21 protein-coding genes are annotated in these 20150 nt (G+C 34.9%); 17 read left to right on the top strand and 4 right to left on the bottom strand.

Annotated features, from left to right (window positions below; all coding sequences use genetic code 11):
* From rimM to H628_RS0100230, 4 genes are all read left to right on the top strand, one after another.
* Complete coding sequence (gene rimM / locus H628_RS0100245) at nt 1-513, top strand: ribosome maturation factor RimM (RefSeq protein WP_027824631.1); 513 nt, start codon at nt 1-3, stop codon at nt 511-513.
* Entirely contained in the window at nt 503-1234 is a 732-nt protein-coding gene (trmD, locus tag H628_RS0100240) for a tRNA (guanosine(37)-N1)-methyltransferase TrmD (protein WP_027824630.1), read from the top strand. Before rimM ends, trmD begins: the two co-directional genes overlap by 11 nt.
* A 99-nt stretch (nt 1235-1333) precedes the next feature.
* Entirely contained in the window at nt 1334-1681 is a 348-nt protein-coding gene (gene rplS / locus H628_RS0100235) for a 50S ribosomal protein L19 (RefSeq protein ID WP_027824629.1), read from the top strand.
* A 77-nt stretch (nt 1682-1758) separates the two neighbouring features.
* Nucleotides 1759-2367, top strand: a complete 609-nt coding sequence (locus H628_RS0100230; protein WP_027824628.1) for a hypothetical protein — start codon at nt 1759-1761, stop codon at nt 2365-2367.
* 431 nt (nt 2368-2798) lie between these two features.
* Here H628_RS0100230 and H628_RS0100220 read toward each other — a convergent pair whose 3' ends face one another.
* Nucleotides 2799-3779, bottom strand: a complete 981-nt coding sequence (locus H628_RS0100220) for a LacI family DNA-binding transcriptional regulator (RefSeq protein ID WP_027824627.1) — start codon at nt 3777-3779, stop codon at nt 2799-2801.
* The gene (locus H628_RS0100215; protein ID WP_027824626.1) at nt 3779-5230 is read right to left on the bottom strand and encodes a sucrose-6-phosphate hydrolase; all 1452 of its coding nucleotides are present in this window, start codon (nt 5228-5230) and stop codon (nt 3779-3781) included. The genes H628_RS0100220 and H628_RS0100215 overlap by 1 nt, the downstream gene beginning before the upstream one ends.
* Before the next feature lie 244 nt (nt 5231-5474).
* Here H628_RS0100215 and H628_RS0100210 point away from each other — a divergent pair, with 244 nt between their 5' ends.
* Entirely contained in the window at nt 5475-7415 is a 1941-nt protein-coding gene (locus tag H628_RS0100210; RefSeq protein ID WP_027824625.1) for a sucrose-specific PTS transporter subunit IIBC, read from the top strand.
* 55 nt (nt 7416-7470) lie between these two features.
* Here the strand turns inward: H628_RS0100210 and lexA are convergent, their stop codons facing one another.
* A complete protein-coding gene (gene lexA / locus H628_RS0100205) occupies nt 7471-8106 on the bottom strand; it encodes a transcriptional repressor LexA (protein WP_027824624.1) in 636 nt (211 codons plus the stop codon).
* 135 nt (nt 8107-8241) lie between these two features.
* On the opposite strand from lexA, the gene H628_RS0100200 reads away from it, so the two are divergent.
* The 4 genes from H628_RS0100200 to H628_RS0100185 all read left to right on the top strand — a co-directional run bounded on the left by H628_RS0100200 (nt 8242) and on the right by H628_RS0100185 (nt 12344).
* On the top strand, nt 8242-8490 hold the full coding sequence (locus H628_RS0100200; RefSeq protein ID WP_027824623.1) for a DUF896 domain-containing protein: 249 nt from the start codon (nt 8242-8244) through the stop codon (nt 8488-8490).
* A 19-nt stretch (nt 8491-8509) separates the two neighbouring features.
* Nucleotides 8510-8734 carry a YneF family protein gene (locus H628_RS0100195; RefSeq protein ID WP_027824622.1) on the top strand — a complete coding sequence of 75 codons (225 nt, stop codon included), beginning with the start codon at nt 8510-8512 and terminating at the stop codon, nt 8732-8734.
* Between the two features lie 78 nt (nt 8735-8812).
* A complete protein-coding gene (locus tag H628_RS0100190) occupies nt 8813-10567 on the top strand; it encodes an ABC transporter ATP-binding protein (protein ID WP_027824621.1) in 1755 nt (584 codons plus the stop codon).
* Nucleotides 10560-12344: an ABC transporter ATP-binding protein gene (locus H628_RS0100185; protein ID WP_034538051.1), complete on the top strand. Its 1785-nt coding sequence runs from the start codon at nt 10560-10562 to the stop codon at nt 12342-12344. Before H628_RS0100190 ends, H628_RS0100185 begins: the two co-directional genes overlap by 8 nt.
* Before the next feature lie 32 nt (nt 12345-12376).
* On the opposite strand, the gene H628_RS0100180 is transcribed toward H628_RS0100185, so the two are convergent.
* On the bottom strand, nt 12377-12991 hold the full coding sequence (locus H628_RS0100180) for a lysophospholipid acyltransferase family protein (protein ID WP_027824619.1): 615 nt from the start codon (nt 12989-12991) through the stop codon (nt 12377-12379).
* 63 nt (nt 12992-13054) lie between these two features.
* Here H628_RS0100180 and H628_RS0100175 point away from each other — a divergent pair, with 63 nt between their 5' ends.
* The 8 genes from H628_RS0100175 (at nt 13055) to rseP (ending at nt 20149) form a co-directional block, all read left to right on the top strand.
* Nucleotides 13055-14065: a GIY-YIG nuclease family protein gene (locus H628_RS0100175; protein WP_081662425.1), complete on the top strand. Its 1011-nt coding sequence runs from the start codon at nt 13055-13057 to the stop codon at nt 14063-14065.
* A 173-nt stretch (nt 14066-14238) separates the two neighbouring features.
* A complete protein-coding gene (gene rpsB, locus H628_RS0100170; RefSeq protein ID WP_027824617.1) occupies nt 14239-15018 on the top strand; it encodes a 30S ribosomal protein S2 in 780 nt (259 codons plus the stop codon).
* 33 nt (nt 15019-15051) lie between these two features.
* The gene (gene tsf, locus H628_RS0100165) at nt 15052-15927 is read left to right on the top strand and encodes a translation elongation factor Ts (protein WP_027824616.1); all 876 of its coding nucleotides are present in this window, start codon (nt 15052-15054) and stop codon (nt 15925-15927) included.
* A 133-nt stretch (nt 15928-16060) separates the two neighbouring features.
* The gene (gene pyrH / locus H628_RS0100160) at nt 16061-16786 is read left to right on the top strand and encodes a UMP kinase (RefSeq protein WP_027824615.1); all 726 of its coding nucleotides are present in this window, start codon (nt 16061-16063) and stop codon (nt 16784-16786) included.
* A complete protein-coding gene (frr, locus tag H628_RS0100155; protein ID WP_027824614.1) occupies nt 16786-17343 on the top strand; it encodes a ribosome recycling factor in 558 nt (185 codons plus the stop codon). Before pyrH ends, frr begins: the two co-directional genes overlap by 1 nt.
* 2 nt (nt 17344-17345) lie before the next feature.
* Nucleotides 17346-18059 (top strand): undecaprenyl pyrophosphate synthase, encoded by a 714-nt coding sequence (locus H628_RS0100150; RefSeq protein WP_027824613.1) that lies wholly within the window; start codon nt 17346-17348, stop codon nt 18057-18059.
* 15 nt (nt 18060-18074) lie between these two features.
* Nucleotides 18075-18887, top strand: a complete 813-nt coding sequence (locus H628_RS0100145) for a phosphatidate cytidylyltransferase (RefSeq protein WP_027824612.1) — start codon at nt 18075-18077, stop codon at nt 18885-18887.
* An 8-nt stretch (nt 18888-18895) separates the two neighbouring features.
* On the top strand, nt 18896-20149 hold the full coding sequence (rseP, locus tag H628_RS0100140) for an RIP metalloprotease RseP (RefSeq protein ID WP_027824611.1): 1254 nt from the start codon (nt 18896-18898) through the stop codon (nt 20147-20149).
* The last annotated feature ends 1 nt before the right edge of the window (nt 20150 follow it).

Raw genomic sequence — 20150 nt, 5'->3', positions numbered from 1 at the left:
ATGCAATATTATGATGTAGCCCAAATTTTGACCAGTCATGGACTTAAAGGCGAAGTTAAAGTAAAGGTTATAACTGATTTCCCTGAAGAGCGATTTTCTGCGGGAACTAAATTAGAAATAAAAGAAACTAAACAACAATTAACTGTCAAAAGTGGCCGTCCTTTTAAGCAGTTTTGGCTCGTAACTTTTGCTGAAATTGCAGATATCAATGAGGCAGAAAAGTTATTTGGAAAGACTTTGGTCATTAGTGAAGAAAATCAACCAGAATTACCTGAAGGTCAATATTATTACCATCAGATTCTGGGATTAACAGTTTTAGACAATCTGACTGGTGAAAAAATTGGCCAAATAACAGACGTTGAATCTCCAGGAGCTAATGATATTTGGCAAGTAACTCCTCAAAAGGGAAAACCATTTTGGTTACCTTATGTCCCAGCTTTTGTAAAGGACGTAAATTTGGATAAAGGCGAGGTCAGAGTTGAACTAATGGAGGGGTTACGCGATGAAGATTAATGTCTTAACTCTTTTCCCTGATATGTTTGCTCCTCTTCAAGTTTCAATGTTAGGACGAGCTTTAGAAGATCAAAAATGGAATTTAAATTTGGTAAATTTCCGAGATTTTACGACAGATGTTCACCATCACGTTGATGATACTCCATATGGAGGCGGAGCTGGCATGGTGCTACAAATTATGCCAATTAAAAAGGCCCTTGATTCACTTGAAAGTAAGGGAAAAGTAATTATTACAGCTCCACAAGGAAAAACTTTTAATCAGCAAATGGCTCAGCGCTGGGCAAATGAAGAATCAGAATTGACATTTATTTGTGGGCACTATGAAGGTTTTGATCAAAGAGTCTATGAAATGGCAGATGAAGTTGTTTCGATTGGAGATTATGTTTTAACTGGTGGTGAATTACCAACGATGAGTATGATTGATGCTACTGTTAGACTTTTACCAGGTGTTCTGGGTAATTCTGCTTCTCCAGTTGAGGAAAGTTTTTCTCATGGGCTTTTAGAATATCCGCAATATACTCGTCCAGCAGATTTTGAAGGGATGAAAGTCCCTGACGTATTGATGAGCGGAAATCATGGGAAAATTGCTGAGTGGCGATTAAAAGAAGCCCTTAGAAACACTTTGATTAATCGCCCAGATATGTTAGAAAATCGTGATTTTTCTGCAGAAGAAGCTAAATTATTAGCAGAAATAAAATCCGAGCTTGATAATCAAGTTTAGAGTTGGTATGATATTAAGAGTGGCAAGTAGCCACATAAAGTTATGGGTATTCCGCTGGCAAAAGGTTTGTTGATGAATACCGTAGAAGGAGAAGATATTATGGATCCATTAATTCAAGAATTGACTAAGGAACAACTTCGTGACGATATTCCTACTTTCCGTGCAGGTGACACTATCCGTGTTCACGTACGTGTTGTTGAAGGTACTCACGAACGTATCCAACTTTTCGAAGGCGTTGTAATCAAGAAGAAGGGTACTGGAATCAGTGCTACTTACACTGTTCGTAAGATTGCTTCTGGTGTCGGCGTTGAACGTACTTTCCCAGTTAACGACCCACGTGTTGCTAAGGTAGAAGTTGTACGTCAAGGTCGCGTACGTCGTGCTAAGCTTTACTACTTACGTAACTTACACGGTAAGGCAGCAAGAATTCGTGAAGTTCGTCGTTAATCTCACGTTAAAAAAAGCAGCTCGAATGAGCTGCTTTTTTAGATGTTGCATTTAATTTCTTTGGAGGGAAGAAAGGTATGTTTAAAAAGGTATTTGCCTTAAAGTGGACGTATTATGTTTTTTCATTAGGACTTATTTATACAATAGTTCTAGGTTTTTTTACCCTTTGGGCTATGTATGATCATATGAATCAAGCAACAATTTATGAAAAAGTAGGGATATTTTTCCCACAAATTTTCCCACTATTTATTTGGGCTGCAGATTTATTTACTTATCCTTGGATAAGATTAGCTTTATTTGGTGAACGCTCTAAATTTGCAAAAAATACTGGTCGTAAGGTTTTAGATACATATAACCATTTAGTCAGTGACTCACAGAAGGCATATGAAAATGCACCTGAGCGAATTGTTGAAGGAACTATGTTTGTTGAAGCACCATACTCCATAACGAAGGTCGGGTATATTGTTCATTATTTAACAACCAATAACGAATTGAAGCAAAGAGCTAAAGATGCAGTTATAAATAAAAATTACGTAAAAATTATTTTATATGTTTCTCTTGCTGTTCTAAAGTTTGTCTTCGGTAACTTAATTGTTTATGTTATTTCATTTATTTTGTATCCACTAATGATGAAAGATAATAAACTTTATTATTTAGCTATTCAGAAGGAATATATAAGAAAATAAAAAGGGCACTCATTTGAGTGCCCTTTTGTGTTTAATAAGCTAAATATCATTTTGGGATATTAAGTCTTTTAATAGTTTTTCTTTTTTTGCCAGCATATGTTTTTAATGCCAACTTAACATGACTTTTCGTTTTACTTGGGTTGAAGTTTAATTTCTTATTCTTACTCATTGAAATTACCTCGTTATTTGGATAGTCATACTAATTATAAGAGAGTTTTATTATTAACGTAATTTTACCATGAGCTTTCAACCTCGTTTCCATTATTTAAAAACAACTATTTTAACTAACGACTGTAAATGAAAAGAATCATGTTAATCCCTCCTCTAACTTATTTAGCTTGATTATATCAAAATTAAAATATTAATACAAGAGATTTTAAAATTATAATGTATAAATAATAAAAGCACTTTGTTTACAAAGTGCTTTTAACTTATATTGAATCGCCTTTAAAAAATGTAACTGGTAATACATAATTCATTTCCGAAATTTCTTCATGATTGATTCTTTTTAGTAATAAGTCAACGAGTAATTTGGCAATTTCATCAATTGGTTGAATAATAGTCGATAAGTTTGGATTTAATTGTCGCATAATTGAAGTCCCATCATAACCAACAATTTTAATCTGATTACAATTTTGAAAATGATTCAACCTTATATATTGCCAAAATAAATTTGCTGAAAGGTCATCAGTGAAGAAGGCACCATCAATGCGATGTGAGGTCAATAATTTTTGAAAAGTCATTTTTTTCAGGTTAGCTGATTCGAAAAAATTCATTGGAACTAAAATTTGATTTAAATCATGTGATTTTATTGCATCTTGATAGCCTTTTAACCTTAAATCTGTTGGATTATTTGAACCCTTAATATTGCCAAAAAAGGCAATTTTTTCACAGCCAGAGTTAATCAGGTTTGAAGTTGCTATCCAGCCACCTTGATAATTATCTGAACTAACAACTGGTACATCAGGGCATAAGTTACGGTCAAATGAAACAATAGGTAAACCAGCTTCTTGGTATTGAGTAATATCCAAATTATGTGTTCCTGAAATTATCCCGTCAACTTGGTTAGCTTTTAGCATATTCAAATATGCTCGCTCTTTTTGGCTTGAATCTTGGGCAGCATTACAAAGAATCAATTTATAATTTTTTTGATTTAAAATTTCTTCAATGCGACTCACTAATTCAGCGAAAAAAGGATTGGTTAAACTTGGAACAATCGCACCAACTAACTGAGTCTTTTTCCCTTGCAGAGAGCGGGCGAGGGAGTTGGGTTGATAATTAAGCTTATTCATTGCATCGAAGACTTTTTTTCTAGTCTTTTCGCTAATATAGCCATAATTATTGATAACCCTAGAGACTGTTGTAGGTGAGACGTTTGCCAATTTAGCAACATCAGTTAGTTTAACAGGCATTAGATATCGGCCATTTCCCAATATTTAGCTTTAAAGTTAATGTCTCGATCTAAGACAAGCTTGTTACTACCGCCCTTAGGGAAGAAGCGACCAGTAAGTACATTTTCACCACCATTAACAAATACTTCAATTAATGAGTGATCTACAAAAATATCTAAATCAACTGCTGAATTCTTTGCAATAGCGATGGCTCTCTCAGTACCATATTTTTCATTAACAGCTAAGCCACTATTTTTACGGTCTAAAATTAATTTACCTGTTTTAGTGTCTATATGTAATTTTAAACATTCAGTATTTTCGTCATTTGCTGCAATTTTTAAAACTGCATCTTGTCCGGCAGCTATTTGAAGCTTAAGTTCAAATTGATTCTTGGTTGTCATTTCACCAGTAAATTCAACAGCTTCTCCGCGTAAATTGGTGGTAGCAGGAACTGGCTTTTGGATTAATTTACCATTTTTTAAGCTTAATTCCTTAACTTGACTGTAGCAGCCAGACCAGTTTTCAGCATCGGTTGGATAAGTTAAATCTGGTAAGCCAATCCAGCTGAGGGCATAGACCTTACCATCAGGAGCATTGAACGGCTGGGTAGCATAGACATCGAAGCCTTCATCCAAGTTCTTAATTTGAGAATTGCTAGTAAATTTTCCAGTTTCAAAATCAAATTTTTCGCCAATAAGGTACATATTAGGATAAATATTTCTATAATTTACTACATCTTTATCCATACCTTGTGGGCAGAAAATTAAAATTGGCTTTTCATCAATAAAGACCAGGTTAGGGCACTCAATCATATAGCCCATATCATCTTTTGAAAAATCTACATAACCTAGATCTTTCCATGGCCCAGAAACAGTTTCTGCTTCAAATAGAGAAATCTTTCCAGTTTTGGTAGCTTTATCTTGTGCACCAATAATACAGTAAAACTTACCATTATGCTCAAGAATTTGCGGATCGCGAAAATGGTCAGTGGTATGTTTTGGTTGCTCAATTAATGACTTAGGCAATTTTTCAATTTTATTAGCAGCGTCCATAAATGCACCCATTTGATGCGGATGACGGATCCAGTTTTCATCGCGGGCATTGCCGGTATACATTAAGAAAAGTTTATCGCCAATTACTTTGGCAGAACCTGAATATGCTCCGTGACTATCTAAAGCAGTATCTGGATAAATTGCAGTACCCAAATCTTTCCAGTGAACTAAATCTTTTGAGACGCAATGTGCCCATGATTTTAATCCATGGACTGGTCCAAATGGATATGATTGGTAAAAAACATGCCATTCATTATTAAAGTATGAAAATCCATTTGGATCATTCATTAAACCACTCTTTGGCCGAATATGATAATGCAATTGGTAGGGTGAATTACTTGCTTGTGCTTGAAGTTCTAAAAGCTCTTTAGCAGACCATTTTTCATAAGGCAAGTAACGCTTTTCAGTTGACCATTCCATAGTAAAGCTCCTTATTTTTAATTTTGCATCTTTATTTTACATTACAATCCCTATCAAATGTCAAGCGTTTAACAATTATTAAATGCTAATTTATCAATGATGTAAGCTATTGCAGAAAGCCATTACATATTTTTTAAGACAAAATTATGTTAAACGATTGACAGACATTTTTAGATAAAGTATCATAATAGCTGTAAGGGCTTTCAAACATTTATTTTTAGAAACGAGGATTGTAAACATGGCAATGGATTACAAGAAAGTTGCTGAAGATGTTGTTGCTGCTGTTGGTAAAGACAACTTAGTAGCAGCTGCACACTGTGCAACACGTTTAAGATTAGTTTTAAAGGATTTTGATGCAGTTGATCAAGCTGCACTTGATAATAATCCTGATGTAAAAGGGACATTTCAAACTAATGGCCAATATCAAATTATTATTGGACCAGGAGATGTTAACTTTGTTTATGATGAGTTAGTTAAGTTAACTGGGGTTCAAGAAGCTTCAACTGAAGAATTAAAGAAGATTGCAGATAATGGCAAGCCATTTAACCCAGTTATGGCATTCATTAAGTTATTGTCAGACATTTTCGTACCAATTATTCCTGCTTTAGTAGCAGGTGGTTTGTTAATGGCTTTGAATAACTTCTTAACACAACCTGGTTTGTTTGGACCTAAGTCAATTATCCAAATGAACACTGCTGTTAAAGGATTTTCAGATATTATTCAATTAATGTCTGCAGCGCCATTTATCTTCTTACCAATTTTAGTTGCTATTTCCGCTTCTAAGAGATTTGGTGCTAACCAATTCCTTGGTGCCGCAATTGGGATGATTATGACATCTCCTGATCTAGGTGCTACTGCAAAGTACTGGAATATCCTTGGTTACCACGTAATGCAAACTAACTACAAGTACCAAGTTGTTCCTGTATTAGTAGCAATTTGGGTATTATCAATTCTTGAAAAGAGATTCCACAAGATCTTACCACAAGCAGTTGACTTTACCTTTACTCCACTTCTTTCTGTAATGATCACTGGATTCTTAACATTTACTGTTATTGGACCTGTTTTCAAAGAAGTATCAGACTTATTAACTCAAGGTATTGTTTGGTTATACAACACTACTAGCTTTATTGGTATGGGTGTCTTTGGTTTGACTTATTCAGCAATTGTTACTACCGGTCTTCACCAAAGCTTCCCAGCAATTGAAACTCAACTTGTAACTGAATTTGCTAAGAACCATGTTGGTTCAGGTGACTTTATCTTTGTCGTAGCTTCAATGGCTAACGTAGCTCAAGGTGCTGCTACTCTTGCAATTTACTTCTTAACTAAGAACCAAAAGATGAAAGGCTTGGCTTCATCAGCAAGTGTTTCAGCATTCTTAGGTATTACAGAACCTGCATTATTTGGGGTAAACCTTAAGTACAAATTCCCATTCTTCTGTGCCTTAATTGGTTCAGGTGTTGCAGCAATTGTTGCCGGCTTAACCAAGGTTATCGCAGCATCAATGGGTGCAGCAGGTTTCATTGGGTTCTTATCAATTTATCCAAGTTCAATTCCATTTTACGTAATGTGTGAACTTCTTAGTTTTGCAGTTGCATTTGCATTAACATTTATGTACGGTAAAAAGAACTTAAAAGAAGAAGCGGTTGATATGTCAACAGTTTCTGCAATTCAATCAACTGAAAAGCAAACTGAAGTTGAACAAAATGTTAAAAAGCAACTTTCATTAAGTGATGAAGTTATTGCTAGTCCAGTTAATGGTAAAGAAGTCAGCTTGACAAGCGTTAATGATCAAGTCTTCTCAGCAAAATTAATGGGTGATGGTGCAGCAGTTATTCCTGCTGATGGTAATATTTACTCACCAGTTGATGGAGAAGTTACTGTTGCTTATGAAACTAAGCATGCATATGGTCTTAAATCAGATGATGGTGCTGAAATTTTAATTCACATTGGTATTGATACAGTTAACTTGAAAGGTGAACACTTTGAAAGCTTTGTGAAGCAAGGTCAACGTGTCAAGAAGGGCGACAAGCTTGGAACAGTTGACTTAGATGCAGTTAAAGCAGCTGGCTATGACACTACTGTAATGATTATTGTTACAAATACTAATGATTACGCATCAGTTGATCGTATTCAAAATGATGATGTAAAAGCTGGCGATAACTTAATCGCAGTTACTGCTCACTAAAATTTATCTCTCAAAATAAGAGTAGAAAAAAAGAAGGTTTTAAAACCTTCTTTTTTTAGTAGTTTCGATTTAATGAGATAACTTTGCCACAAATTTTAAAATGAGTATCTGGTAATAAGTCATCAGGGTACATTTCTTTATTATATGCCTTTAGACGTAATTCATTTGTTTGACGGTCTTTAGTCAGTTCCTTAAGAGTTGTACCGTTATTTTCAGTATAGGCAATAACTAAATCACCTAAGGAAGCATCATTTTGGTGACGAACGATGACCATATCTTCAGGATAAATGCCACGTTCAATCATACTCAGACCTTCAACTTTAAGCATATATAGTGGTTCACGCTTGTCGAACTTTTCAGGTCGTTCAACATAAAACTCGACGCCACTGTCATCTGCTAAGGCAGTATCAGGATCACCAGCTGCCACAGTACCCAAATATGGAATACCTGGATCTATTCCCAGAGCATTAAGACCATCTTGAGTTATTTCAAGAGCTCTAGGCTTACTTGGGTCCTTATATAGGTAGCCTGCTTTTACTAAACGATTAAGATGGCCGTGAACGGTTGAAGTAGAGGATAAGTTAACTGCTTCACAGATTTCACGAACAGTTGGTGGAAAGCCACGGCTTTCTACAGTATCATATATAAATTCAAGAATTTTGAATTGATTTGAATCTTCTTTGAGTGTCATTTCATTTCTCCGTATTTTTTCTTGACCTAATTATAACAAAGTAAAGATAAAATAACAAACGCCTGTTCCTGAAAAAAGTACTTTTTTTCTTCTTAATAATAATGTAAACTTAATATTGTTGTGAGGTGAAAACCTATGGATAAAAAAGAAGAAGAACAAATTCGCAAACGGATTAACGAGCTATATCATAAAAAGCAAACAGAAGGCTTAACTCCTGAAGAACAAAAAGAACGGGAAGAACTTCATAAGAAATTTATCGCCAATTTTAGAGCGGGATTTAAACAACAAATTGAAAATTTAGTTTTAATTGATAAAAATGGCAAAGAAATTACGTCTGAAAAGGCTAAAAGAGCACAAAGACGTAAGGGATTAAGACATGATTAAGTAGTATTGGAGGATAATTATGAATATTGGATTAGCAATTGTTTTAGTTATTATTGGTTTACTTATCGGGCTTGTAGGTGGATTCTACGGTGCTCGTGCATACATGAAGAAGTACTTTCAGGACAATCCACCAGTTAATGAAGATATGATTGTTGCAATGATGTCACAAATGGGACAAAAGCCATCTGCAAAGAAGGTTAACCAAGTGATGAACATGATGAAGCATCAACAAAAAGCAAAGTAAAAAAGTAGCTTAACTGAGCGGGATAATTGTCCCGCTCTTTTTTTATATTTATAATTAAAAAAATAAGAGGAGGAGTTTATGGATATTTTCAAAAAATTAAGTTGGTTCTTCAAAAAATATAAAAAACGATATACAATTGGTATTCTTTTTCTAATATTGACTTCGTTTGCTAATTTAGTTCCACCTTTAGTTTTAGGGAAAATTGCTGAGAAATTAAGTCTTGGTCAAATCTCTTGGACAGAATTCTTTCTTTACTTGTTTGGAATTTTATTAGCTGCACTTTTACTCTATCTTTTTCGCTTTGTCTGGCGTAGCTATATCTGGGGCGGGGCACAATATCTTGAAAAAGAATTTAGAAGTAAGTTATACGCTCATTTTTTGAAGATGGATGCAAGCTTTTACCTAAAACATAGAACTGGCGACTTGATGGCACATGCTACTAATGACTTAACTGCCATCAATTTGGTTGCTGGTGATGGCGTTTTATCACTGGTTGATGCATTGTTTACTGGTGGTACTACCATTATTGCCATGATGGTCTTTGTGGACTGGAGATTAACTTTGTTTGCTATGCTACCTATGCCACTTCTTGCTGTTATGGCAAGAAAACTTGGTGTTAGGCTACATGCTGCATATGATGCCAGTCAAGCAGCTTTTTCTGAATTGAATAACCACACGCAAGAGTCTTTGAAAGGAATTAAAGTTCTTAAAGCATTTAATCAAGCTGATGAAGATGCAAGAGTCTTTAATGATTTAACATTTAAGACAATAAAGATAAATCGACGAGTATTTAAAATTGATTCATTATATGATCCATTGACTACTTTGATTATTGGCGCAACCTATATAATTACGATTGTTTACGGAGGTTATTTAGTTCAAAATAATCAAATTAATATTGGACAATTAGTTTCGTTTATTGCCTATATTGGCGCACTAGATTGGCCTTTATTTGCAATTGGTTACTTATTTAATTTAATCGAAAGAGGTAGTGCAAGTTATGATCGGGTGATGAAAATTTTATCGGAAAAGAGTGCGATTATTGATCATTCAGAAAATAAGGAGATACCGGAAAATCCAATTTTATCTGCAAATATTAAGTCTTTTTCATATCCAGATGATCAAAAGCAATTAGTTTTAAAAGATATTGAATTTGAACTAAAACCGGGCCAAACCCTAGGTTTAGTTGGTAAGGTGGGATCCGGGAAAACTAGTTTAATTGAACTGATTATGCGAGATTTTGATAATTACCAAGGAAAAATTACCTTGGGAGATCAAGACATTCGCCAACTTTCCATGGATGCTTATTTAAATCAAATTGCTTATGTTCCACAAGAGAACTTCTTGTTCTCAATGTCGGTGCGTGATAATATTGCGTTTTCAAATCCTACTGCAAGTCAAGCGGAAATTGAAACCGCCGCCAAGCTAGCAGCTTTGCATGAGGATATCTTAGCATTCCCTGATGGATATGATACCTTAATTGGAGAAAATGGTGTTTCCTTGTCTGGTGGGCAAAGACAACGGATGGCGATTGCTCGTGCATTACTAAAAAATAGTCAGTTGCTAATTTTAGATGATGCTTTATCAGCGGTTGATGCAAAGACAGAAACAGAAATTTTAAGCCAATTAAGAAAGCAAACCAGAAAGCGTTCAGTTGTTATTTCAGCGCATCGTTTAAGCAGTGTTATGAAAGCAGATTTAATTTTAGTCTTAAAAAATGGGCAAGTTGTTGAACGGGGAACTCATGATGAATTATTAGCTTTAGGTGGCTGGTATAAAGAAATGTGGGATAAACAAGAATTAGCGAAGGAGGTTGGTGAAGAAAATGAATAAAAAGTTTGAATCTGACTGGTCAAAAGCTGTTAGTTTCTCTGAGCAAAAGCAAATTTTAAAAAGGATTTTGAGCTTTGCCAAATTTTATAAGTATTATTTCTTATTTGCTCTAATCGGAGCAGTTCTGGTAAGTGTCATCAATATGTTTTTGCCTAGATTTTTGCAATACTATATGGATAATTTCCTAGCTTATAAAAGTGCAACATGGCAAATTATTTATGGTGTAGCTGCAATTTATTTGATTGGGTTATTTCTGAAAGCCTTTTTACAATTCTCGTATGAATTTACTTATGCATTAGCCGGAGAAAAGACGCTTGAACATATTAGGCGGGTAGTTTATAGCAAATTACATCAGTTGGGGATGCGCTATTTTGATCAAGTACCTGCGGGTTCAATTTTGTCTCGGGTAACAAATGATACGATGGCTTTGAGCACCTTTTTGGGAATGTTCTCTACAGTTTTAATTGGTTTTATCTCAATGATTACTGCCTTCTTTGCGATGTATTATACAGATAAGGCCGCAAGTTTTTTAATTTTAATTTTTATCCCTATTTTGATGTTTGTAATGTGGTTGTATTCATATTTGAATTCAAAACTCTATCGGGAATATCGTGCCAGAAATAGTTTGATTAACACTAAATTGAACGAAACTATTAGTGGTATTAGTGTAATCCAGCAATTCAAACAGGAAAATAGAGTTCAAGCTGAATTTGAAAAGATTAATAATGACCAACTTAAGACTAGAATTAAGTTGATCAAGATGAATTCTATAATGCTTTCTCCCTTAACTAGTCTTTTGTATAATGTGGCTTTAGTTGCTAGTCTTGCTTATTTTGGCTTCCCTTTGAGAACTAGTTTTGTAGCCGCAGGTGTTATCTATGCATTTTCTAATTATGTTCAAAGTTTTTTCAATCCTATTAGTAGTATGATGGATTCTTTAACTAGTTTTACAGATGGGATAGTTGCAGGAAAAAGAATTTTTAGAATTTTAGATGAAACAGAATTAGAGCCTAAACAAAGCGAAAAGTCCGATGCAGTGATTTCAAAGGGAAAAATCGAATTTAAACATGTTTATTTTTCTTATGATGGTAAAAATGACGTTTTAAAAGATGTTTCTTTTACTGTTAATCCGGGAGAAACTTTGGGAATTGTTGGACATACTGGAAGTGGAAAAAGTTCTATTATCAATATTATGATGAGATTTTATGAATTCCAAAAGGGACAAATTTTATTAGATGGTCAAGATATTCGTAAATTCTCCAAAGAAGAGCTCCGAGCAAAATTAGGTCTGGTTTTACAAGAACCATTTATGTTTTATGGCACAGTTGCTTCAAATATTAGACTTTATAATCAAAAAATTTCTGATGATGCTGTTAAAGCGGCCGCTGAACAGGTTCAAGCTAATCAATTTATTGAAAAGTTACCTGATAAGTATCAAACGAAAGTAATTGAAGGCGGTAGTGAATTTTCTATGGGCGAACGGCAATTAATCTCATTTGCTCGTACCTTGGTTACTGACCCCAAAGTGTTAGTGCTTGATGAAGCAACAGCTAATATTGATACCGAAACTGAAAGCTTAATTCAAGAAGGACTTGCCAGACTGCGAGCTGGTCGGACTACTTTGGCAATAGCACATAGATTGTCAACTATTAAAGATGCTAACCAGATTATAGTTTTGGATAAAGGTCAAATTGTTGAAAAAGGAAATCACCAGCAATTAATGTCAAAACAGGGTTATTATTATAATTTGTACCGGTTACAACAGAATCGGGCATAAAAAGAAGGCATAGTTTTCACTATGCCTTTTGCTTATTTAGGAATATATTTAAAGTTAGGATCAAGTTCTTGGTCAAGTTTATCCCAAGCTTTTTCTACTTGTTGGTATAAAATTTCCGTAGTATCTTTATCGACTTTTGTCTTCCGATTAATTGTAATTGGGTTACCGATATTTACTTCTAACCCTTTTCTCTTTAGTAAGCCACTAAAGGTAAGGGGGCCTTGAAAAACAATCGGAACTAGTGGTTTATTGGACATTTTTGCAATTACAAATGCACCACTTTTTAATTCAGCAGAATGACGAGTCCCAGATGGGAAAATCATTACTGAATCTTTCCCTTTTTTTAGACCTTTAACTGGAATTTTAATAACAGATGGACCAGGATTTTTTCTATCAACTGGAAATGCACCTGCGTGTTTTAAAATAAAACTTAAAATCGGATTTTTAAATAATTCTTTTTTTGCCATAAACAAATAAGTTGTTGGACTTGTTGCTAAGGCGAATAAAATAGGCTCAAACCAAGTTCGATGAGGGGCAATTAAGACAAAATTCCCTTGGGGAAGTCGGTCTTTATTATGGACATGAAGTCGTCCATTTAATACCCATACAATAAATCGAACGATTGGCCGAATTATTTTATAAAACATAAATTACCTCCAATATTGTAGACTTATTATATCAGATAAGATGAAAAGGACAAAAATCTAATTATGAAACTTAAAGATGGCGAAAAAATAGATCATATTTATAGTGATCAGATACAAATAATTCAAGATAAACAAGCTTTTAGTTTTTCTCTTGATACAGTTTTGCTGGCGGCAAATTGCTTGGATTATATTAAAGATCGAGACCAGATTGTAGAATTTTGTGCCGGTAATGGTGCGGCCAGTATTTATTTGGCCTATCATAGTGAGGCTCATTTTAAAACAATTGAAATTCAAGAACATGCATATGATCAAAGCAAAAGATCACTTGAGCTTAACCATTTAGAAAATCGAATTGAACCTTTTTTGGGGGATGTAAATGATGCTGTTAAGTTTGTAGGAAGGCAAAATAACTTGGTTTTGGTGAATCCACCATATTTTAAGGTAGCGCCAGGCCACAAAGTGAATCCAAATGAGAAAAAAGCTATTGCCCGTCATGAAATTTTGATTGATTTAGAGCATATTATTTTTCAGGCTAGTCAAGTATTGAAGAATAAGGGGCGACTTGTTATGGTGCATCGCCCAGAACGCTTAGGTGAGATATGCTATTATTGCCAAAAATATAATTTACCAGTAAAAAAAGTCCAGCCATATTGTTCAAATGACGCTAAAGAATGCAATTTGATTGTAATTGTAGCAAGTAAAAATGGTGCTAATGACGGGCTTATTTTAAAAAATCCAATCATGACACAAACAGAGAATGGACATTATAATCCAGAAATAAGTCAATATCTTTTAGCAGATGATAAGCAGTTAGAGCAAAAATACTATTTTTATGTTTTACTTTGCAGTGATAATACTTTTTACGGTGGTTTTACGACGAATCTAGATCATCGTCTAAATGCCCATAATAGTGGGAAAGGAGCCAAATATACCAAAAGTAGAAGACCAGTAAAAATGATTTATCATGAAACTTTTTTAGATAAACAGCAAGCTTTAAAACGAGAATATTGGTTCAAACATCATACAAGAGCCTGGAAAGAGCAATTTTTGAAAGAACACAATGTAGACTATTAAATGTACATATTTTAAGCTTGAAAATATATTATTGCTTTGATACAATCAATGAGTATGCGTTATTGCATATAAAAATAAATAAACACACATCAAGGGCGATTAGTATATGGTGCCGCAAGGTCAAGTACTGAGTTGATCCCTTGAGAGGTATTAAACCATAGGAGGATATTTTTATGTCAGTTGTAACAATGAAGCAATTGCTTGAAGCTGGTGTTCACTTTGGTCACCAAACTAGAAGATGGGATCCAAAGATGAAGCCATACATCTTTACTCAAAGAAATGGTATTTACATCATCGACTTGCAAAAGACTATTAAGATGTTAGGTGATGCTTACAACTACGTTAAGGCTGTTGCACAAAACGATGGCGTTTTCTTATTTGTAGGTACTAAGAAACAAGCACAAGAAGCTATTAAGGAAGAAGCTACTCGTGCAGGTCAATACTACGTTAACCAACGTTGGTTAGGTGGTACTTTGACTAACTGGACTACTATCCAAAGTAGAGTTAAGCGTTTGAAGCAATTAAAGGCTATGTCAGAAGACGGCACTTTCGACTTATTACCAAAGAAGGAAGTTGCACTTTTGACTAAGGAAATGGACAAGTTACAAAGATTCCTTGGTGGTATCGAAGATATGCCAAGAATTCCAGATGTAATGTTTGTTGTTGACCCTAAGAAGGAAAAGATTGCTGTTCACGAAGCTAACAAGCTTGGTATTCCAGTTGTTGCTATGGTTGACACTAACACTGATCCAGACCCAATCGACGTAATTATTCCAGCAAACGACGACGCTATTCGTGCTATCCGTTTAATTGCAGGTGCTATGGCAGATGCTGTAATTGAAGGTAAGCAAGGCGAAGACGATGCTGATGTTGAAGAAGAAATGGCTGCAAAGGCTACTTCAGATGGCGAAAAGTCAATGGAAGAAGTAGCTAACGAAGCTGACGAAGATTAATTTTTACTTTTAGTTCCATAGGAGGAATTATTAATGGCAAAAATTACTGCTGCACAAGTTAAAGAATTACGTGAACGTACCGGTGCTGGTATGATGGACTCCAAGAAAGCTTTAGTTGAAGCTGATGGAGACATGGAAAGAGCAATTGATATTTTAAGAGAAAACGGTGTTGCTAAGGCTGCTAAGAAGAGTGGTAGAATTGCCGCTGAAGGTTTAGCAGAATTTGCTTTTGAAGGTAACACTGCTGCTCTTGTTGAAGTTAACTCAGAAACTGACTTTGTTGCTTCAAACGACAAGTTCATTAACTTAGTTAACGACATCACTAAGGCTGTATTAGCTGCTAAGCCAAAGAACATGGACGAAGCGTTAAATGCACCTTTAGGTGATGGTACTATTGAAAGTGCAACTACTAATCTTACTGCTGTAATCGGTGAAAAGATTACTTTCAGAAGATTCCAACTCATCGAAAAGACTGACGATGAAGTCTTCGGTGCATACAAGCACAATGGTGGTGCAATCGTTGCGTTAGTTACCTTAAAGGGTGGCAACGAAGAAGCTGCTAAGAACATTGCTATGCACGTAGCTGCAATCAACCCAGAATACTTAGACAAAGACTCAGTACCAGATGATGAATTAGCTCGTCAAAAGGAAGTCTTTACTAAGGAAACTGAAAACGAAGGTAAGCCAGCTAACATCGTACCTAGAATCGTTGAAGGCCGTGTGAACAAGTACTTGAGCGAAATTTGTTTAGTTGACCAACCTTACGTTAAGGACTCAGATATGACTGTTGAAGCATATGCTAAGTCACAAAATGCTACTGTTGCTGGCTTCGTACGCTTCGAAGTTGGTGAAGGAATCGAAAAGAAGCAAGAAGATTTCGCTGCTGAAGTTCGTGAACAAATGAAGTAGTAAGAAGAAGCCGTTAGGCTTCTTTTTTTTGTATTTTAAGAAAACAAAAATGTATTGTATCCTTATATAAGCATTTATAGAGAATCAGCCAATTCTATGGTAAAATGTTAAAGACAAAAACTAGGAGGTTATCATGAGTCAAGTTAAATATAAGCGAATTATCTTAAAAGTAAGTGGTGAGGCTTTAGCTGGCCCAAAGGGTAACGGAATTGATCCCATTGTAATTAGTCACTTAGCTAAAGAAATTAAATCTGTTCATGATTTAGGTGTAGAAATTGGTGTCGTTTGTGGTGGCGGCAATATGTGGCGTGGTGAAACTGGTGAAAAGCTTGGTATGGAACGTGCTCAAGCTGATTATATGGGAATGCTTGCAACCATTATGAATGGCTTGGCTTTACAAGATGGCTTAGAACATGTTGGAGTGCCAACTAGAATGCAAACTTCAATTGAGATGAGACAAATTGCTGAACCATACATCCGTAGAAGAGCAGTTCGTCACCTTGAAAAAGGTCGAGTAGTTATTTTTGGTGGTGGTACTGGTAATCCATACTTCTCCACTGATACAACTGCAGCTCTTAGAGCAGCTGAAATCGATGCTGATGTAATTTTGATGGCAAAGAATGGTGTAGATGGCGTTTATACTGCTGATCCGAAGGTTGATCCATCTGCAACTAAGTACTCCGAATTAACTCAATTAGATGTAATTGCTAAGAACTTAAAAGTTATGGATAGAACTGCGAGTTCATTATCAATGGATACAGATATTCCATTAGTTGTCTTTAATGTTAATACTGAAGGTAACATTAAGAAGGTTATCGAAGGCGAAAATATTGGTACTGTAATTAGAGGTGGAAAATAATGACAAATGATGTAATTACAAAAGCAAAAGAAAATATGGATAAATCTATTGCGGTTTATCAAAAGGAATTGGGTAATATCCGCGCAGGTGTCGCAAATGCTAGTTTACTTGAAGGGGTCAAAGTTGATTACTATGGTGTTCCTACACCATTAACTCAAATGTCAAGTGTGACTATTCCTGAAGCACGTGTGCTTTTGATTACTCCATATGACAAGTCAAGTTTAGATGAAATTGAACATGCACTTTTAGCTAGTGACTTAGGTTTAACTCCAGCTAATGATGGTAATGTTATTCGCTTAGTAATTCCTCAATTGACAGGTGAAAGAAGAGAAGAAATTGCCAAGCAAGTTGGTAAGCAAGCTGAACAAGCTAAGATTGCTATTAGAAATGTTCGTCGTGAAGCTATGGATGCACTTAAAAAGCAAGAAAAGAATGGTGACATTACTGAAGATGAACAAAGAAGTCTTGAAAAAGATGTTCAAAAAGTTACCGATGAATCAACTAAGAAAGTTGATAGCTTAGCTGATGAAAAGCGCAAGGAAATTACTAAGGCTTAGTTATGTCAGATGAAAAGAAATTAAATCATCTTGCAATTATTATGGATGGTAATGGTCGTTGGGCACAAAAACGTTTCCTACCAAGAGTTATGGGGCACAAGCAAGGAATGAATAATATTGAAAAAATTGCATTAGCTGCAAATGACCTTGGTATTAAGGTGCTCACTCTTTATGCTTTTTCAACCGAAAATTGGGGCCGTCCTAGTGATGAAGTTAATTATCTTATGAAATTGCCAATTAAGTTTTTTGATAAGTTTATGCCTAAGTTAATGGCAAATAATGTCAAAGTAAACATAATGGGATATACTCAAGAACTACCACAAGCTACTCTTGAAGTTGTTCAAAAGGCAATGGATGACACCAAAAATAATACAGGTATGGTTTTAAACTTTGCCTTTAATTATGGCGCTAGACGGGAAATTACTACGGCTGTCAAAGAGATTGCCCAGAAAGTTGTATCTGGAGATTTGTCTGTAAATCAAATTAATGAAGATTTGATTTCTGAGAATCTTTTAACGGGTAATTTACCTTATCCTGACCCTGATTTAATTTTAAGAACTTCAGGTGAGGAGCGGATTTCTAACTTTTTGCTTTGGCAATTGGCATATTCAGAGCTTGCATTTTCAGATAAGTTGTGGCCTGATTTTAATGAAGATGACTTACAGCGAATTGTATTAGATTTTAAAAACCGTAATCGTCGCTTTGGTAAACTTTAAAAAGAATGGAAGAATATGAAACAACGTACAATTACAGCAGTTATTGCTCTTATTTTATTTATTCCAATTGTTGTTGCAGGTGGATATTGGATTGATTGGCTAGTAGCTTTATTAGCTGCAGTAGCAATTGCTGAAGTCTTTTTGATGAAGAAGCAAATTCTATTTTCGATTGACTTTATATTAGCATTGCTTGCAACGATTACCTGGAATGTCCCTGCAAGTTTTTTTGATATCTTGTTCCCACAAAAAAATATTACTAGAGCAGGTGTTTACTTTGCCTGTGTTATGCTTCTTTTAACGTGGACAGTATTATCAAAAAACAAAACAAATTTTGATGATGTTGGGGTATATACTCTAGCTTCATTGTACATTGGTAGTGGTTTTCACTATCTTTCAGCTATCAGAAATATTAACCATACTTCAATCCTAGGATTGGCTTTGTTAGGTTATGTTTTTGCAATTGTTTGGTCAACCGATATTGGAGCATATTTAGTTGGTAAACAGTTTGGTAAACATAAGTTATGGCCTGTTATTAGTCCTAATAAAACCTGGGAAGGTTCAATCGGCGCAGTTGTTTGTGCTTTGGTTATTTCAGCGATTTATGTCAGTTTAGTCCCTCACTTACATGGACATCTTGAATTGATTTTTGCAAGTATTTTCTTCTCAATTGTTGGACAAATGGGAGACTTAGTAGAATCTGCCTACAAACGTTACTATGGAGTAAAGGATTCTGGAAAAATTTTGCCTGGACATGGTGGAATTTTAGATCGTTTCGATTCAATGTTATTTGTTTTACCTGTAGTAGCACTATTTCTCGGTATTAAATAGGAGTTAGTATGACAGGTATTTTAATATTTTTAGTAGTTTTTGGTTTAATTGTTTTTGTTCATGAATTTGGGCATTTCTTTATTGCAAAAAAATGCGGTATTTTGGTGCGTGAGTTTTCAATTGGGATGGGTCCTAAGTTATTTCAGACTAGACGTTCAAAAACTAGTTATACTATTCGCTGGTTACCTTTAGGTGGATATGTTCGCCTTGCTGGTAAAGACGATGCTAGCAAGATTGATCCAGGTACTAATGTTATTTTGTCAGTTAATGAACAAAATATAGTTCAAAGAATTGATGCTTCCGAATCCAATATGCCCATTGCTGGAATTCCAATCCAAGTGACAAAAGCTGATCTGGTTAAAGAATTAATTATTACTGGTTATGAAAATGGCGATGAAAGTCAAGAAATCAGTTATAAAGTTGATCATGACGCTACTGTGATTGATAATACTGGAACTGAATTGACGATAGCTCCTGAAGACACCCAGTTTCAAAATGCTACAGCTTGGAAAAAATTGGCAACTAATATTGCTGGTCCTTTAATGAATATCTTCTTAGGATTAGTCGTATTTATCATTTGGTCTTTGATGGCTAAAGGTCCCTCAACATTAACGGTTGATCATACTTTGACAAATAGCCCTGCTAGTGCATATCTCAAGAAAAACGATATAATTAAAGCAGTTAATGGGAAAAAAGTGGCTACGTTTGAAGATTTTTCGGAAAAAATAACTGCAGCTAAGAACAAACCTATTAAGTTAACAATTGATAGAAATAAAAAGCAGATTAATTATAAGCTTAAAGCTCGTAAGGTTACGGAAGCTGGAGTAAGTCGATACCAAATTGGAATTTACGCCAAATCTGATGAAAGAATTACAACCAAACTTCTTAGAGGTGTATCAACAACTCTTGAAACAAGTGGTATGATATTTAAGGCCCTTCAAAATTTAATTGGTAGTTTCAGCTTAAACAAATTGTCTGGTCCCGTTGGAATTTATTCTCAAACTAGTCAGATTTCAAAATTCGGTTTGACAGCAGTTATTGCTTTTACTGCAATGATTTCAATTAATATCGGAATTGTAAATCTTATTCCAATTCCAGGATTAGATGGCGGTAAGTTGTTACTTAACTTGATTGAATTATTACGTGGAAAGCCGATTTCAGAAGAACATGAAACAGTTGTTGAAATTGCAGGAGCTATTTTCTTGTTAATTCTGATTATTTTAGTAACGGGTAATGATATTTATCGTTACTTCATCAAATAAT

Origin of the sequence: Lactobacillus psittaci DSM 15354 (assembly GCF_000425905.1) — a bacterium.
Taxonomy (GTDB): Bacteria; Bacillota; Bacilli; order Lactobacillales; family Lactobacillaceae; genus Lactobacillus; species Lactobacillus psittaci.
The sequence above is the reverse complement of the archived record's forward strand: the minus strand, read 5'-3'. Positions and strand labels throughout refer to the sequence as shown.